The 17,446-nt window shown below is 61.5% G+C and carries 13 protein-coding genes; 12 read left to right on the top strand and 1 reads right to left on the bottom strand.

Annotated features, from left to right (window positions below):
* Positions 1–210: 210 nt before the first annotated feature.
* From NF676_RS17525 to NF676_RS17565, 9 genes are all read left to right on the top strand, one after another.
* Positions 211–2,922, top strand: a complete 2,712-nt coding sequence (locus NF676_RS17525; protein ID WP_252886466.1) for a TonB-dependent receptor — start codon at positions 211–213, stop codon at positions 2,920–2,922.
* Positions 2,923–3,151: 229 nt separating this feature from the next.
* Positions 3,152–5,017 (top strand): extracellular solute-binding protein, encoded by a 1,866-nt coding sequence (locus NF676_RS17530; RefSeq protein WP_252886467.1) that lies wholly within the window; start codon positions 3,152–3,154, stop codon positions 5,015–5,017.
* A gap of 1 nt (position 5,018) precedes the next feature.
* Positions 5,019–6,083, top strand: a complete 1,065-nt coding sequence (locus tag NF676_RS17535) for a microcin C ABC transporter permease YejB (protein ID WP_252886468.1) — start codon at positions 5,019–5,021, stop codon at positions 6,081–6,083.
* Complete coding sequence (locus NF676_RS17540; RefSeq protein ID WP_252886469.1) at positions 6,083–7,105, top strand: ABC transporter permease; 1,023 nt, start codon at positions 6,083–6,085, stop codon at positions 7,103–7,105. The genes NF676_RS17535 and NF676_RS17540 overlap by 1 nt, the downstream gene beginning before the upstream one ends.
* Before the next feature lies 1 nt (position 7,106).
* Positions 7,107–8,741, top strand: coding sequence for an ABC transporter ATP-binding protein (locus tag NF676_RS17545; RefSeq protein ID WP_252886470.1), 1,635 nt, complete (start codon positions 7,107–7,109; stop codon positions 8,739–8,741).
* Positions 8,742–8,911: 170 nt separating this feature from the next.
* Positions 8,912–9,433 carry a DUF3455 domain-containing protein gene (locus NF676_RS17550; RefSeq protein WP_016775383.1) on the top strand — a complete coding sequence of 174 codons (522 nt, stop codon included), beginning with the start codon at positions 8,912–8,914 and terminating at the stop codon, positions 9,431–9,433.
* 161 nt (positions 9,434–9,594) lie between these two features.
* The gene (locus NF676_RS17555) at positions 9,595–10,122 is read left to right on the top strand and encodes a sigma-70 family RNA polymerase sigma factor (protein WP_252878565.1); all 528 of its coding nucleotides are present in this window, start codon (positions 9,595–9,597) and stop codon (positions 10,120–10,122) included.
* Entirely contained in the window at positions 10,119–10,811 is a 693-nt protein-coding gene (locus NF676_RS17560; RefSeq protein WP_150741205.1) for an anti-sigma factor, read from the top strand. Before NF676_RS17555 ends, NF676_RS17560 begins: the two co-directional genes overlap by 4 nt.
* A 132-nt stretch (positions 10,812–10,943) precedes the next feature.
* Positions 10,944–11,462, top strand: a complete 519-nt coding sequence (locus NF676_RS17565) for a phage infection protein (RefSeq protein ID WP_217862971.1) — start codon at positions 10,944–10,946, stop codon at positions 11,460–11,462.
* Positions 11,463–11,532: 70 nt separating this feature from the next.
* Here the strand turns inward: NF676_RS17565 and NF676_RS17570 are convergent, their stop codons facing one another.
* Positions 11,533–12,615, bottom strand: a complete 1,083-nt coding sequence (locus NF676_RS17570) for a DUF1615 domain-containing protein (RefSeq protein WP_150741206.1) — start codon at positions 12,613–12,615, stop codon at positions 11,533–11,535.
* 268 nt (positions 12,616–12,883) lie between these two features.
* On the opposite strand from NF676_RS17570, the gene NF676_RS17575 reads away from it, so the two are divergent.
* The 3 genes from NF676_RS17575 to NF676_RS17585 all read left to right on the top strand — a co-directional run bounded on the left by NF676_RS17575 (position 12,884) and on the right by NF676_RS17585 (position 17,383).
* Entirely contained in the window at positions 12,884–15,088 is a 2,205-nt protein-coding gene (locus tag NF676_RS17575) for a TonB-dependent receptor (RefSeq protein ID WP_252886471.1), read from the top strand.
* A gap of 202 nt (positions 15,089–15,290) precedes the next feature.
* Complete coding sequence (locus NF676_RS17580; RefSeq protein ID WP_252876610.1) at positions 15,291–16,817, top strand: FAD-dependent oxidoreductase; 1,527 nt, start codon at positions 15,291–15,293, stop codon at positions 16,815–16,817.
* 122 nt (positions 16,818–16,939) lie between these two features.
* Positions 16,940–17,383 (top strand): hypothetical protein, encoded by a 444-nt coding sequence (locus NF676_RS17585; protein ID WP_150634883.1) that lies wholly within the window; start codon positions 16,940–16,942, stop codon positions 17,381–17,383.
* Positions 17,384–17,446: the final 63 nt, after the last annotated feature.

A 17,446-nucleotide genomic window follows, 5' to 3' on the forward strand; every position in this document is an offset into this window, starting at 1 on the left:
TGCGGTGCCGGATGGGTGTTGAAAAACCCGCCCGGCGCCGCTGAAAAAAAGAAATCCCGTCGCACCCGGCCGACCGAAAAAACGCCCCGCGTCTTCGGAGGGGATCGGCTTGCTTGAAGAAAGTGGTTTTCCGCGCGCGGTATCACCGGAAGCGGAGCAATGAGCGGCTCACAAGGCCAATTCGATAACGTCTGAAAATCGGAAACAACCATGCTGATGAACACTCCACGCTTCACGCTCAAACCTTTGGTGGCAACGATGTCTCGCCACCGTTTCGTTCCGCTGTATCTGGTGGCCATGGGGATGGGCGCCGGGACCGTGCAAGCGGCCGAGGACGACAACAGTGCCACGCCGGCAGCCGCTGTCGTGGCGGCGCCGACCACGCAACTGCAACGGGTCGAAGTGACCGGTTCGGCGATTCGCCGGGTCGATGCGGAAACGGCGGTGCCGATCACCATCCTCAAGGCTGACGAGCTGCGCAAACAGGGCGTGACCACCACCGCCGAACTGGTGCAGCGCATCACCGGCAGCCAGTCGATCAACAACAGCGCCGGCTCCGTCGGCGCGGCCACTGGCGGTGCGTCGTTTGCCGACATGCGCGGCATCGGCGCGAACAAAACGCTGGTGCTGCTCAACGGTCGACGCCTGGCCAATAACGCCCTGTCGGGGACCAACTCGGCCGGCGGCGCGGTGGATCTGAACATGATCCCGTTTGCCGCCATCGAACGCGTGGAAGTGCTGCGCGACGGCGCCTCGGCCCTGTACGGCACCGACGCCATCGGCGGTGTGATCAACTTCATCACCAAAAAATCTCTCACCGATGGCGCCCTGACCCTGGGCGGCGAAACGCCGACCCACAGCGGTGGCGGCGCGACCAAAGACATGAGCGCCAGTTGGGGCTACGGCGATCTCGAAGAAGACCGCTTCAACGTCCTCGGCGTGTTCAACTACAACAAGCAGCAGAACCTCGACGCCAACGACCGCTCCTTCGCCACCGACTATGCGCCCGGTCGCGGTCTCGATCAGACTTCCGGCACCGCGTTCCCCGGCAACTACAGCCAGAACGGCAACGCCACCAACCCGTTGGCCAACAGCAATTGCAACGGCCCCAACCTGATCGCCCGCGACGGCTTGTGCCGCTTCAGCACCCGTGAATACATCGATCTGGTGCCACAGACCGAGAAGACCTCGTTCTTCGGCAAGACCACTGCCAAGCTCGGCGATGATCACAACGCCAACCTTGAATATTTCTGGTCGCGCAACAACAACGCCGTCGCCGTCGGCCCGGCGCCACTGACCGGTCTGAGCCTTGACGCTTCGTCGCCCTACTACCCCGGCAACGGCATCACCCCGGCGCCGACCGATTTCGCCCTCGACCCGACGCAGCCGGTCGATGTGAACTGGCGTGAAACCGCTGCCGGCCCGCGTGAATCGAAAGACCAGAACACCAGCCAGCGCTTTCTGCTGAGCTTCGATGGTCTGGTTGGCGGCTGGGATTACAACGTCGGCGCCTCGTACAACCAGAACAAAATCGTCTCCAGCGTCACCAGTGGCTATGTCAGCGATCAGGCGATGATTGACGGGCTGGCCAGCGGTTTGCTCAACCCGTTCGGCCCGCAGACCGCTGCCGGCCAGCAGTACATCGATGCCGCCGCGTACCACGGCGCCTACTCCACAGCCGTGGGTCGCGTGGCCGGGTTCGATGGTCGCGTCAGCCGTGAAATCGGCGACTGGTTCGGCGCAGGTCCGTCCGGTCTGGCTCTGGGCGGCGAGTACCGCAAGGAGAAATTCCATCAGGACTTCGAGTCGTTCGCCGGCGACATCCAGAGCCTCGGCATCGACCCGGCCGGCAGCGTCGAGGGCGACCGCAGCGTCAAGGCCGCCTATGCCGAACTCAACGTGCCGGTGCTCGACAGCCTCGAACTGTCCGCCGCTGTGCGCCACGACAAATACAGCGACTTCGGCAGCACCACCAACCCGAAATATTCGTTCCGTTATCAGCCGATCAAAGAGCTGGTGGTGCGTGGTGCCTACAGCGAAGGTTTCCGCGCGCCATCGCTGTACGAGCTGTATTCGCCGCGCAGCATCACCTTCACCCAGGGTTTCTACAACGATCCCGTGCTGTGTACCGGCGGTGTGGTGCAACCGGGCGGTAACGGCGGGCGCGATTGCGGTCAGCAATTCCTCAACCAGATTGGCGGCAACGAGGATCTGGCCCCGGAGAAGGCGCGCAACGTGACGTTGGGCTTCGTCTACCAGCCGATCAGCAATCTGTCGGTGGGTCTGGATTTCTGGTGGATTCACATCTCCAACCAGATCCAGCCGTTCCCGGAATCCACCGTGTTCGATCAGGCCGGCTCCTATCCGGACCGCTTCGTGCGCAACGCCGACGGCACGCTCAACTACATCGTCACCGGCAACGCCAACCTCGGCATCGTCGAAACCAATGGTGTCGATGTGTCGCTCGACTATCGCTTCCCGAACACGCCTTACGGTCAGTTCGGCCTCGGCCTGCAAGGCACCTATGTCGACGAGTACGACTTCCAGAGCACCATCAAAGGCCCGTTCACCGACAAGGTCGGCGACTTTCAGGGTGACGGCGTGATCGCGCGCTGGAAGCACAACCTCACCGGCAGCTGGAGTCTGGGTGCGGCGCGAGCAGCGCTGACCAACCGCTTCACCACCGGTTACAACGATTACGACCGCGAGACGCACGCGCGGGTGGCGTCGTATTCGGTGTGGGATCTGTCGGCCGGTTACACCTTCAACAAAGTGCTCGACGTTGATGCCGGAATGAAGAACGTTTTCGACCGCAACCCGCCGTTCTCCAACCAGGCCTACAACTTCCAGAGCGGCTATGACCCGCGCTACACCGACCCGCTGGGCCGGACATTGTTTGCGCGCATGACTTACCACTTCTAACCGGAAACAGAACACATCTCCCCCTGTGGGAGCGAGCCTTTGTGGTGAGGGGATTTATCCCCGATGGGGTGCGAAGCGCCCCCAAGACCTGCCGACGCGGAGCATCAGAAGTACCGCATGCATTGATCTTGCGACTGCTGCGCAGCCGATCGGGGATAAATCCCCTCGCCACAAGGGCTCGCTCCCACATTGGGTCCGTGGACTTTCAGGGATTTTCAGGAGTGACTTCATGAGTTTCTTGCGCAACATGGCTGGCCTGCTGCTCGGCAGTGCGCTGCTGTGCTTCGGCACTTCGGCGCTGGCCGGCGGCAGTTATGCGCTGACGGTGTACGGCGAGGCGCCGAAGTATCCGGCCGGCTTCAAGCATTTCGATTTTGTTAACCCTGACGCGCCCAAGGGCGGTTCGCTCAGCCGTGCGTCGATGGAGATCGGTCAGTACAACTACATCACGCCGTATGCCGATCAGGGCATTTCGGTGGTGCAGGTCAATGACTGGGTATACGCGCCGCTGGCGTTCCGCTCGCTGGACGAGCCCTACACGGTTTACGCTCTGGTCGCGCAGCAGATCGAGCGCGATCCCGAAGGTTTGTGGGTGCGCTTCACCCTCAACCCCAAGGCACGCTTTGCCGACGGCACGCCGATCACCGCCGAAGACGTGCGCTACACCTTCAACCTGCTGATGACCAAGGGCAGCCTGAGTTACCGCCAGCAATACGCCGACGTGCAGGACGTGCTGGTCGAAGGTCCACGGCAGGTCCGTTTCACCTTCAAGAACAACCTCAATCGCACCCTCGCGCTGGATCTGGCGACGATGCGCGTGCTGCCCGAGCACTGGTGGAAAACCCGCGACTTCGCCAACGGCGGCGGCTTCGAGCCACCGCTGGGCAGCGGCCCGTACCGGGTGAGCAAGGTCGACGCCGGGCGCAGCATCAGTTTCCAGCGTGACCCGGACTGGTGGGGCAAGGACCTGCCGGTCAGTCGCGGCATGTACAACTTCGACAGCCTGACGGTGAATTTCTACGGCGACACCGACGTCGCCCGCCAGCTGTTGCAGGCCGGCGCGTTCGACTACAACCGCGAGTTCTCCTCGTCCGGTTATGTGGTCGGCTATGACAGCCCGGCATTGCGCGACGGTCGTTTGCAACAGTCGATCCTCGCCCCGGACAAACCCACCGCCGCTCAGGGCTTCGTGTTCAACCTGCAGAACCCGTTCTTCAAGGATCGCCGCGTGCGTCAGGCGATCAGCCTGCTCTGGGATTTCGAGTGGACCAACAAACAGATGATGCGCGGCTTCTACGTGCGTCAGAACAGCTTCTGGCCCAAGAGTGAAATGGCCGCCAGCGACCTGCCCGATGCCGAGGAATTGAAGATCCTCGAACCGCTGCGCGGCAAGGTCCCTGACGAGGTGTTCACCACGGTCTATGAAGCGCCGAAAACCGATGGCAGCGGCTACATCCGCGACAAGCAACTGCAAGCGCTGAAGCTGCTCGCCGAAGCCGGTTGGACGGCGAAAAACAATCGTCTGGTCAACGCCGCCGGCGAGCCGCTGGAATTCACCTTTCTCGATGGCCAGGGCGGCTTCGATCGCATGCTGCTGCCGTTCAAACGCACCCTCGCGCAGATCGGCATCACGCTCAATCTGCGCCGCATCGATTCGGCGCAATACATCAACCGTCTCAACGCCCGCGATTACGACATGATCGTCTGCGCTTTCCCGCGCAGTGGCGATCCGATCGTGTCCCCGGGCCGCGAGTTGTACAGCCTGTACGGCTCGCAAAGTGCCACGCAAGTCGGCAGCTCGAACGCGATGGTGCTGGCCGATCCGGCAATCGATCAACTGATTGACGGGCTGGTCCAGGCCAACAACCGCGAAGCCATGGTGCATTACGCCCGCGCCCTCGACCGGGTGCTGCAATGGGGTTACTACATGATTCCCAACTACTACTCCAAAGGCACGCCGACGGTGTATCAGAACCGCTTCGGCATACCCGCCGTGCAACCTTCGTATGACGAAGGTCTCAACACCTGGTGGGAAGTCTCGGCCAGGCCGCTGACGACTCAGCAAATGAGCGCTCAGCTTGCGGGAGGCCAGTGACATGCTGCGTTATCTGAGTCGCCGTTTGCTGCTGATCATCCCCACGCTGTTGTGCATTCTGGTGGTGAATTTTCTTATCGTGCAGGCCGCACCCGGTGGCCCGGTGGAACAAGCCATCGCTCGCCTGCAAGGCTTTGGCGGGCACAGCATGGGCGGTGGCGGCGAAGTCGCGGCGGTCGGCGGTGCCGGGCGCAGCAGCCGTGGGCTGGACCCGGCGCTGATCGAGGAAATCAAACACCATTACGGCTTCGACAAACCGCTGCACGAACGCCTGTGGCTGCTGCTGAAAAACTACGCACAACTGGATCTGGGCAACAGCTTCTTTCGCGGCGCCAAGGTCACCGACCTGATCGTGCAGAAGCTGCCAGTGTCGCTGTCGCTGGGCTTGTGGGCGACGCTGATCACCTACCTGATTTCGATTCCGCTGGGCATTCGCAAGGCGATCAGGAACGGCAGCGCCTTCGATGTCTGGAGCAGCACGGCGATCATCGTTGGCTATGCGATGCCAGCGTTTCTCTTCGCCATTCTGTTGATCGTGGTGTTCGCCGGGGGCAGCTACGTCAACTGGTTTCCGGTGCAGGGATTGGTGTCGGACAACTTCGACAGCCTCAGCACATTGGGCAAGGTCGGCGACTACCTCTGGCACCTCGTACTGCCGGTCACGGCGCTGGTGATCGGCGGCTTTGCCACGCTGACGATCCTGACCAAAAACAGCTTTCTCAACGAGATCAGCCGGCAGTACGTGATCACCGCACGAGCCAAGGGCCTGTCCGAGCCGCGCGTGCTGTACGGCCACGTGTTTCGCAACGCCATGCTGCTGGTGGTGGCCGGCGTGCCGTCGGCGCTGATCGAAGTGTTTTTCGCCGGCTCCCTGCTGATCGAAACCATCTTCAACCTCGACGGCCTCGGGCGCATGAGCTACGAAGCGGCGGTGTCGCGTGACTATCCGGTGGTGTTCGGCGCGCTGTTTCTGTTCACCCTGTTCGGCCTGCTGATCAAGCTGATCGGCGACCTCTGCTACACCCTGCTCGACCCGCGCATCGATTTCTCGGCGAGGACTGCCTGATGTTCACACTGTCGCCTCTGGGCCAGCGCCGCGTCGCGCAATTCAAGGCCAACCGCCGTGGGCGCTGGTCACTGTGGCTGTTTATCGGACTGTGCCTGATCTGCCTCGGTGGCGAGCTGATCGCCAATGACAAGCCGCTGGTGATCCGCTACCACGACGCCTTCTACTTTCCGATCCTCAGCGATTATCTGGAAACCGATTTCGGCGGCGAGTTGCCGTTTCAGCCGGATTACGCCAGCAACTACGTACACAGACTGATCGAGGATCAGGGCGGCTGGATGCTGTTTCCGCCGATCCCGTTCAGTTACGACACGGTCAACTACGACCTCACCGAACCGGCGCCCAGCCCGCCGTCATCAAGCAATTGGCTGGGCACCGATGATCAGGCTCGCGATGTTCTGGCGCGGGTGATTTTCGGCACGCGGATCTCGATTCTGTTCGCGCTGATCCTCACCGCCATCAGCGCGTTGATCGGCATTCTCGCCGGGGCCTTGCAGGGCTACTACGGCGGCTGGGTCGACTTGCTCGGGCAGCGCGTACTGGAAATCTGGTCGGGGCTGCCGGTGCTGTACCTGCTGATCATCCTGTCCGGCTTCGTCTCGCCGAGTTTCTGGTGGCTGCTGGGGATCATGGCGCTGTTTTCCTGGCTGGCGCTGGTCGATGTGGTGCGCGCCGAGTTCCTGCGGGGGCGCAATCTCGAGTACGTCAAAGCCGCGCGAGCGCTGGGCCTGACTGACAACGAACTGATGTGCCGGCACATCCTGCCCAACGCCATGACCTCCACCCTCACCTACCTGCCGTTCATTCTCACCGGCGCCATCGCCACCCTGACCGCGCTGGATTTTCTCGGCTTCGGCATGCCCGCCGGCACCGCGTCGCTGGGCGAGTTGATCGGCCAGGCCAAACGCAATCTGCAAGCACCGTGGCTGGGGCTGACGGCGTTTTTTGCCCTGGCGCTGATCCTGTCTTTGTTGGTTTTCATCGGTGAAGCGTGCCGAGATGCCTTTGATCCAAGGAGCTGACATGCAAGACCATTTAATCGAGATCCGCGACCTGCGCGTCGCCTTCGCCGGGCAGGAAGTGGTGCACGGTGTGAACCTCGATATTCGCCGTGGCGAGTGTCTGGCGCTGGTCGGCGAGTCCGGCTCGGGCAAGTCGGTGACGGCGCATTCGATTCTGCGTTTGTTGCCGGGCAAGAACGTCAGCAGCAGCGGCGCGATTCGCTACAACGGCGTGGATTTGCTGCACGCCAGCGAACAGCAGATGCGTGGTTTGCGCGGCAATCGCATTGCGATGATTTTCCAGGAGCCGATGACCTCGCTGAACCCGTTGCACACGGTGGAAAAACAGATCAGCGAAGTGTTGGAAATCCACAAGGGCCTCAAAGGCCGCGCCGCCCGCGCGCGGACGCTGGAGCTGCTCGAGCTGGTGGGTATTCGCCAGCCGTTGCAGCGACTCAAAGCCTATCCGCATCAGCTTTCCGGTGGTCAGCGGCAACGGGTAATGATCGCCATGGCGCTGGCCAACGAGCCGGAACTGTTGATTGCCGATGAACCGACCACGGCGCTGGACGTGACCGTACAGAAGAAGATTCTTGAGCTGCTGATCGAGTTGCAGCAGCGCCTGGGCATGTCGCTGTTGCTGATCAGCCACGACCTCAATCTGGTACGCCGGATCGCTCAGCGCGTGTGCGTAATGCGTCAGGGCGAGATCGTTGAACAGGCCGATTGCGAGACGCTGTTCCAAGCGCCGCAACACCCCTATAGCCGGTTGTTGATCGAAGCGGAACCGAGCGGCGCGCCAGTGCCAAGTAAGTACGAGCACAACCTGCTGGAAGTCGATGATTTGAAGGTGTGGTTTGCCCTGCCGAAAAAACTCTTCAGCCGCCAGCAGGATTACATCAAAGCGGTGGACGGCGTCAGTTTCACCCTGCAACGCGGCAAGACTCTGGGGATTGTCGGCGAGTCGGGGTCGGGCAAGTCGACGCTGGGCCAGGCGATCCTGCGACTGGTCGAATCAGAGGGCAATATCCGTTTCGGCAACAAGCAGTTGAGCCTGCTCAATCAGCGTCTGATGCGCCCGTTGCGCCGGCAGATTCAGGTGGTGTTTCAGGACCCGTTCGGCAGCCTCAGCCCGCGCATGTCGGTGCAGCAGATCATCGCCGAAGGCTTGCTGACCCATGGCATCGGCAGCGAGGCCGAGCGCGAGGCAGCGGTGATTCGCGTGCTCGAGGAAGTCGGCCTCGATCCGCAAAGCCGCCATCGTTACCCCCACGAGTTTTCCGGCGGCCAGCGCCAGCGCATCTCCATCGCCCGCGTACTGGTGCTGGAACCGGCGCTGATCCTGCTCGACGAACCGACGTCGGCGCTGGATCGCACGGTGCAGAAGCAAGTGGTGGAATTGTTGCGCCAGTTGCAGATCAGGCATGGGCTGACCTATCTGTTCATCAGCCATGATCTGGCGGTGGTACATGCGCTGGCGCATGACTTGATGGTGATCAAGGATGGCAAGGTGGTTGAACAAGGGTCGTCGCGGGAGATTTTCGCTGCGCCGCAACATCCGTATACCCAGGAACTCCTGAAAGCCTCCGGCCTGAAGCCTGATGAAGAACCTTGTGGGAGCGAGCCTGCTCGCGAATGCGGTGCATCAGTCACATAAGTGCTGGCTGGCCCGACGCTTTCGCGAGCAGGCTCGCTCCCACAGGTTTGATAGGTGGTGTTTGAAATTTATTTTTCCGGCACTGCATCCAATCGCCTCCGTCACGGGTAGTCCCTGTAACAGCCCACTCTGGTGCTGTAAGCGCCCTACCCTTTTCGGAGAATCATCGGATGAACATCACCCAGCTGATTGGCTTCACCGGTTTGCTCGCCTTCACCGCGACCACCTTCGCCCAGAGCAGTTATCCCGACGCGATCAAGGTGCCGGACGGGCACAAGATTGCCCTGGAAACCACCGGGGTTGGCGAGATCACCTACGAATGCCGCGACAAACCCAATATGGCCGGGCAGACCGAATGGACCTTTGTCGGCCCGAAAGCGGTGCTCAATGATCGCAGCGGCAAACAGGTCGGCACCTATTTCGGCCCGCCAGCGACGTGGCAAGCCAAGGACGGTTCGAAAGTCACCGGCACGCAACTCGCCGTGGCACCGTCGAGCCCGGGCAACCTGCCTTATCAACTGGTCAAGGCCAATCCGGCCGAGGGCAAAGGCGCGATGACCGGGGTCAGCTATATCCAGCGTGTTGCGCTCAAGGGCGGCGTCGCGCCGGGCAGTGAGTGCACCATGGCGAACAAGGGCAAGCAGGAAGTGGTGAAGTACCAAGCGGATTATATTTTCTGGGCGGCGAACTGATATCCGGAAGCAGTGCACAATCCTGTGGGAGCGAGCCTGCTCGCGAAGACGGAGTGTCAGTCGCCTTATTACTTTCTGACCCACCGCATTCGCGAGCAAGCTCGCTCCCACAGGGAACCATGCCTCTGGATGTTTGGGAAATGTGAGCTAGATTGCACCCCATGCCTTTACCCGAATCCGTTTTCGATTACGAAGCCCGCCTCGCCGCCTGTGCCCGAGGCGAGCGCGCGGCTTTGCGCGATTTGTATGTGCAGGAAGGCCCGCGCCTGCTCGGTGTGGCCAAGCGGCTGGTGCGCGATACGGCGCTGGCGGAGGACATTGTGCATGAGGCATTCATCAAGATCTGGCACGGCGCGGCCGGGTTCGACCCGGCGCGCGGCTCGGCGCGGGGCTGGATGTTCAGCGTGACCCGGCACCTTGCCTTGAATCAGTTGCGCAAGCAAAGTCGGGAAACGCCGTTCAGCGAAGAACATGAGGCAGCGGCGCCTGATGAGCTGGCCGATATTCACTCGGCGCGCATTCATCGCTGCCTCGAACAACTGGAACCGCAGCGGCGCAGCTGCATCCTCCATGCCTACGTCGACGGTTACAGCCACGCGCAGATTTCCGCGCGCCTCGGCACGCCGCTGGGCACGGTCAAAGCGTGGATCAAGCGCAGCCTCAATGCTTTGCGGGAGTGCATGGGATGACCGGCGAATCAGCGCAGGAACGGGATGAACTGGCCGGCGAATACGTGCTCGGCACCTTGTCGTTCGAGCAGCGCATCGAGGTGCAACGGCGGCTGCCGAACGATCCTGAGTTGCGCGCGGCAGTCGACGCATGGGAGCGACGTCTGCTGGAGCTGACCGATCTGGCCGAACCTCAGCAACCCTCGGCGCAGTTATGGCCACGTATCGAGCGCAGTCTCGAACGGCTGACGGTGAAGAAGCCGCTGACCTCGTGGTGGAATCTGCTGCCACTGTGGCGCGGTTTGAGTGCGGCGGGCCTGGCTGCGACGCTGATTTTGGGCGCGATGCTACTGACCCAGACTGCGCCGAAACCGAGTTATCTGGTGGTGCTGGTAGCGCCGCAGGACAAGGCGCCGGGCTGGGTGATTCAGGCGAGCAATGCGCGGGAGATTCAGTTGATCCCGCTGGGCGTGGTCGAGGTGCCGGCGGACAAGGCGCTGGAGTTCTGGACCAAGGCTGACGGCTGGTCGGGACCGGTGTCATTGGGACTGGTCAAACCGGGGCAAGCGTTGTCGGTGCCGCTGGACAAGTTGCCGCCGTTGCAACCCAACCAGCTGTTTGAGCTGACCCTGGAAGGCGCCAATGGCTCACCGATCGGCAAACCGACCGGGCCGATTCAGGCGATCGGGCGTGCGGTGAAGGTGCTCTGAGGCTCTGCTACGCGGTTGTCCGCAACCATCATCGACGTCGATGTTCACCATCACGGCAATGAAGTTCTCATAAAAAATTCCGGGCGTAACATCAGCTCCATACCAACCAACAACACCCCGGAGCACACCATCATGAAACGCCAGACTCTTCTCAGCATCGCTTTCTCGGTTTTCGCAGTTAACGCTTTCGCCGCCACCCCGGCGCACACCATGATCGCCGAAGGCGGCTCGGACAAACTGATCGAAAGCCGTCTGGCTGAAGGCGGTTCGGATCGTCTGATCGAACGCCGCGTTGCCGAAGGTGGTTCCGATCGTCTGATCGAACGCCGCGTTGCCGAAGGTGGCTCGGATCGTCTGATCGAGCGCCGCGTTGCCGAAGGTGGTTCGGATCGTCTGATCGAACGCCGCGTTGCCGAAGGTGGTTCGGATCGTCTGATCGAGCGCCGCGTTGCCGAAGGTGGTTCGGATCGTCTGATCGAACGCCGCGTTGCTGAAGGTGGTTCGGATCGTCTGATCGAACGCCGTGTTGCTGAAGGCGGTTCGGATCGTCTGATCGAACGCCGCGTTGCCGAAGGTGGCTCGGATCGTCTGATCGAACGCCGTGTTGCCGAAGGTGGCTCGGATCGCCTGATCGAACGCCGTGTTGCCTGATGCATGACTGCAAGCGCAACACCGCAGAGAAACCCGGCTCCCGCAGCCGGGTTTTTTATGTCTGCGTGTTTTATCCGGCCTTGGCCATGCAGCGCTTGTAACGCTCGTCCACGCGCTTGGCGAACCAGGCTGTGGTGAGTTTGCGGGTGATCTTCGGACTCTGCAGCACAATCCCCGGCAATACCGCGCGCGGTAACGCCTTGCCTTCGGCCCGCTCCGCCAGTTCGAACACGCGCTGATAGAGTCTGGTCTCTTCGAATTCCAGGGTTTTGCCCTTCTCCAGTTGATCGCGAATCGTCGGGTTGCGCATGCCCAGCGACTTGCCGAGGGTGCGCACCGCCAGTTCGGTACTGCCGGGCATGATCGAGTCGTAACGAATCAAGTCGCCGTCCAGGGTCAGGGGGATGCCGGACGCGCGGCTGACCGCATTCTGAAACGCGGCATTGCGACTGGCGTACCAGCCGGCGTTGAAATCGGCGAAACGATACAACGGCTCGCGGTAATTCACCGGGTAACCGAGCAAATGGGCGATGCCGAAATACATGCCGCCGCGCCGGCTGAACACTTCACGGCGGATCGTGCCGTCCACCGTGTACGGATAATCCTTGGCGTGCTCCTCGGCGAATTCGATGCTGACCTGCATCGGCCCGCCGGTGTGCACCGGGTTGAAGCCGCCGAACAGCGTACGGCCCATCGGCACCATGCCGATGAAGTCGTCGAAAATCGCGCTCAGTTCCTTTTCACTGCGCGCCGCATTCAGACGCTCGCTGTAGCTCTTGCCGTTGGGCGAGCGCACTTGCAGAGCGCCGCTGACCAGCAGGCTGGGGATGTGCACCTTGGCGGCGCGGCGGTCGATTTCGTCGCGGGCGATCTTGCCCAGCCCGGGCACCGTCGGGTCGGCCTGGAAAGTCGATTCCTGCTCGGCCACGGCCAGTACCGAACACAGATTCTGCGTGGTGGTGTTGATGCCTTGCGCGGCGAACGCGGCGTAGATGTCCGTGGCCCAACCCTGACGGTCGGCAGTTTTCGCCGGCAACAGCCGAACGATTTCAGCCTTCACTTCGGCCGGCGGACGCGGCGCCGGTTCGTTGCTGCGCTGGCTGGCGCAACCGGCGAGCAGTAGCACCGCGCCGAGAGTAATGAGTAATCGCATGTTGCTCCATCCAATCAAATTAGCCACAACACCATACACAACCCCCGTAGGAGCTGCCGCAGGCTGCGATCTTTTGATCTTGCTTTTTGCAGATCAGATCAAGATCAAAATCAAAAGATCGCAGCCTTCGGCAGCTCCAACACGCTGATGACAAACTGATTGCAAAACGTTACTGCGAAACCCTATCATTCGCGCCTGGAGTCGCATTAGCGCAAGGAGTTCCGCGCCGCCCTTATTTTTCTTTGGCCGCTCGCCTCCAGGATCCGACATGCCCGCTTCAGCTCGACTCGGCGCTCCATTTCGCCCGACTTTGCTTGCCCTGCTGTGCTCCCTGACCGTTACCGCCCACGCCGCTGAAGACAACAGCAAAGCGCTGATGCTCGACGACGTCAACGTCAATGCCCAAGCCCCGACACCCAACGCCCTGCCCCCGGTCTACGCTGGCGGTCAGGTGGCTCGCGGCGGCCAGTTGGGCGTGCTCGGCAATCAGGACATGATGGACGTGCCGTTCAGCGCGGCGTCCTACACCGAGCAATTGATCCAGGATCAGCAGGCGGAAAACGTCGCCGATGTACTGCTCAACGATTCCTCGGTGCGCCAGGCCTCGGGCTTCTCCAACCAGGCGCAGGTCTTCATGATTCGCGGCCTGCCGCTCAATGGCGACGACATTTCCTATAACGGCCTGTACGGCGTGTTGCCCCGGCAGATCATTTCCACCGATGCGCTGGAGCGCGTGGAAGTGTTCAAAGGCCCCAACGCTTTCATCAACGGCGTAACGCCGACCGGCTCCGGCATCGGCGGCGGCGTCAACCTGCAACCCAAGCGTGCCGGCGACGTGCCGCTGCGCCGTTACACCACCGACATCAACAGCGAAGGCCGCATCGGTCATCACTTCGATATCGGCCAGCGTTTCGGTGAAGACAACCGCTTCGGTGCGCGGGTCAACCTGTCGCAACGCGAGGGCGACACCGGCATCGATCACGAGAACCAGCGCTCGAAACTGTTCGCCATCGGCCTGGATTATCGCGGCGACGCGCTACGGGTTTCCGGTGACTTTGCCTATCAGAAGGAACGCGTCAACGGTGGCCGCAGCTCGGTCAACCTCGGCACCGCCACGCACATCCCGGACGCGCCATCGGCGGACACCAACTACGCGCCGAAATGGGGTTACACCGACATCGAAGACACCTTCGGCATGCTCCGCGCCGAGTACGACCTCAACGACAACTGGACCGCCTACGCCGCCGGTGGCGCCAAGCACACCCGTGAAGTCGGGCGCTATAACTCGACCACGCTGGTCGGCAACAGCGGCGCCTCGTTCACCACCGGCTCGTTCGTCCCGCATGACGAGGACAACACCAGCGTGATGGCCGGCCTCAACGGTAAATTCAACACCGGCCCGGTCAGCCACAAGCTGAATTTCGGCCTGACCGGGATCTGGGCCGAGCAGCGCAGTGCTTATGACTTCGACCTGACCCGCTACTCCAACAACATCTATCACCCGATCACTACCCCAGCGCCGGTCGGCAACTTCGCCGGTGGCGATCTCAACGATCCGGGCATCGTCGGCAAGACCTTCAACCGCAGCGTGGCGATTTCCGACACCCTCGGGTTCTTCGACGATCGCCTGCTGGTCACCGCCGGTCTGCGTCGTCAGCAACTGGTGGTGCAGGGTTACAGCTACGCCAGCTACGGCAGCGGCCCGCGTTCGTCGAGCTACGACGAATCGATCACCACTCCGGTGTACGGCATCGTGTTCAAGCCGTGGGAGCATGTGTCGTTCTACGCCAACCATATCGAAGGCCTGGCCCAAGGCCCGACTTCGCCGACCAGCTCCGGCGGTTTCCGCGTCACCAACGGCAACGAAGTCTACGCACCGAAACGCTCCAAGCAGACCGAACTGGGCGTGAAAGTCGACATGGGCACCTATGGCGCGAGCCTCGGTGTTTATCGCATCGAACAGCCAAGCGACGGCTACTGCGAAATCAACAGCGCCACCACCTGCACCTACGTGCGCGAAGGCGAGCAGATCAACAAAGGCGTGGAGATGAACGTGTTCGGCGAGCCGATCGACGGCCTGCGCCTGATCAGCGGCCTGACCCTGATGGACACCGAACTGAAGAACACCCTCAACGGCGCCAACGACGGTAACCACGCCATCGGCGTGCCGACCTTCCAGTTCAACGCTGGCGTGGATTGGGACGTGCCAGGCCTGCAAGGCGTTGCGCTGAACGCGCGGATGCTGCGCACCGGCGGACAATACGCCGACGCAGCAAACAACCTCAGCCTGCCGACGTGGAACCGCTTCGATGCAGGCGCGCGTTATGCGTTCAAGGTGTCGGAGAAGGATGTGACCGTGCGGTTCGGTGTTGAGAACCTGGCGAACAAGAAGTACTGGGAATCGGCTCAGGGCGGCTACCTGACCCAGGGCGAACCGCGAGTGGCGAAGTTGTCGGGGACGATCGACTTCTAAGCGTCATTGCGTCGTAAAAAAAGGCCCCGCAGCTTAACGGTTGCGGGGCCTTTCTGGTTTTTGTGGTGCTTGACCGGACGCTTCGCGAGCAGGCTCGCTCCCACACTGGAATGCGTCCCCTGTGGGAGCGAGCCTGCTCGCGAAGAGGCCGGAACTGGCGACCTGATCCATACTTGCTGCACAGCCACAGGAGGACAGCCCCATGAACCGCAGCGACGTGCTGATCATCGGCGCCGGCCCGACCGGTCTGGTCCTGGCGCTGTGGCTGAGCAAACTCGGCGTGCGCGTGCGCATCATCGACAAGACCTCGGCGCCAGGCACGACTTCCCGCGCTCTGGCCGTGCAGGCACGCACCCTTGAGCTGTATCGCCAACTCGACCTCGCCGACACCATCGTGCGTCGCGGCCATCAGGTCGCTGCGGCGAATTTCTGGGTCAACGGCAAACCGGTCGCGCAGTTGCCCCTCAAGCGCATCGGCGAAGGCCTGACGCCCTACGCGTTTGTCGAGATTTTCCCGCAGGACGAGCACGAACGGCTGTTGCTCGAGCGCCTCGAAGATTACGGCGTCAGTGTGGAGCGCAATACCGCACTGGACAGCTTCGAGGAAACCGGCGACACCCTCACCGCCCACCTGCGCCTGCCCGATGGCCGGCAGGAAGTCTGTCAGGCCTGCTATCTGGCCGGTTGCGACGGCGCCCGTTCGGTGGTGCGCAAAGCCCTCGACACCGACTTCCCCGGCGGCACCTATCAGCAGATTTTCTACGTCGCCGATATCACGGCCAGCGGCCCGGCGCTCAATGGCGAGTTGCATCTGGACCTGGACCAAGCGGATTTTCTCGCGGTGTTTCCACTGGCCGGCGAAGGCCGCGCGCGACTGATCGGCACGGTGCGTGACGAACGCGCCGAGCGTGCCGAAACCCTGCAATTTGCCGACGTCAGCAGCCGCGCCATCGAACACCTGAAAGTGCATATCGAAGACGTGCACTGGTTCTCCACCTACCGCGTGCATCACCGCGTGGCCGAGCACTTTCGCAACGGCCGGGCGTTTCTGCTCGGCGATGCCGCCCATGTACACAGTCCGGCCGGTGGCCAGGGCATGAACACGGGCATTGGCGATGCAATCAATCTGGCCTGGAAGCTCGCCGCCGTGCTCAGCGGTGGTGCCGAACCGAAACTGCTCGACACCTACGAAACCGAGCGCATCGCCTTCGCTCGCCGACTAGTCTCCACCACCGACAAGGTCTTCAGTTTCGTCACCGCGCAGGGTCGCATGGCCGATCTGCTACGGATGCGTGTGGCGCCGTTTCTGCTGCCGAAAATGGCCGGGTTCGAAGCCAGCCGCGAATTCCTGTTTCGCACGGTCTCGCAAGTCACCCTCAACTATCGCGGCATGCCACTGAGCCAGGGTGAAGCCGGCCACGTGCACGGCGGCGACCGCTTGCCGTGGGCGCATGATGGCGAAGGGGATAATTTCGAACCGCTACGGCAGCCATGCTGGCAGGTGCATGTCTATGGCGACACCAGCGACGAGATGATCGCCTGGTGCGCCGAACACCACTTGCCGCTGCACGTCTTCGACTGGCGCCCGGCGTTCAAAACGGCGGGGTTGGGGCGCAACGGGTTTTACCTGCTGCGGCCGGATACCTATGTGGCGATTGCCGATAGCAGCGCCGATCCGAAGGTGATCGAACGCTACTTCCTCGATCACGGCATCCGGCCTTTTCAGTGACCTTCACACTTTGTTGGCCAGCCATTCGTCGGAAAGACCTGAACACCTGTCAACTCTGACAGTGGACGCATTGCGCAGCGCCACCTCTAATCATTGCTCACCGTTTTCAAGGAGCAATCAAGATGGAACTGTCCACCGCAGACCAAGTGCAAGACATAGAGGTCACTGGAACATTAAACGCACTGTTCGAAGTCGCCGACCACCAACCTTTAAATGCTGCTTTGATCGAGTTGCGTTCAACCCAGCGGGTAAAATATGAGTTCCGAGGGAGAACGGAGGCCAACGACAGGTCTTTTATATTTCAAATTTTCAGCGATCTGGAAGATGGAACATATGAAATACCTTCGACCTACTACCAGTACGCCGCATTCTACTTTGCAAATCATGCAGGTTGGACGTACGCATCGCCCAATCAATCAATCTTGCATCTAACGATTTCTGAAAATAAAACTCGTTTCAGTGGAGTAATCAAAGCTGATTTCGATCCAGTCGAACACAAAACTGGTGCTTCAACGCTGTATGTCACTGCGTCGCTAGGTGTCAAACTCAGCAAAGCTCTTTTCTGATAAAAATCGAATCATGGAGACGATCGCAACCTGACGCCTCTGCCTACAAGGAGCAACCATTCC

This window comes from Pseudomonas siliginis, assembly GCF_024072275.1.
Lineage (GTDB): Bacteria > Pseudomonadota > Gammaproteobacteria > Pseudomonadales > Pseudomonadaceae > Aquipseudomonas > Aquipseudomonas siliginis.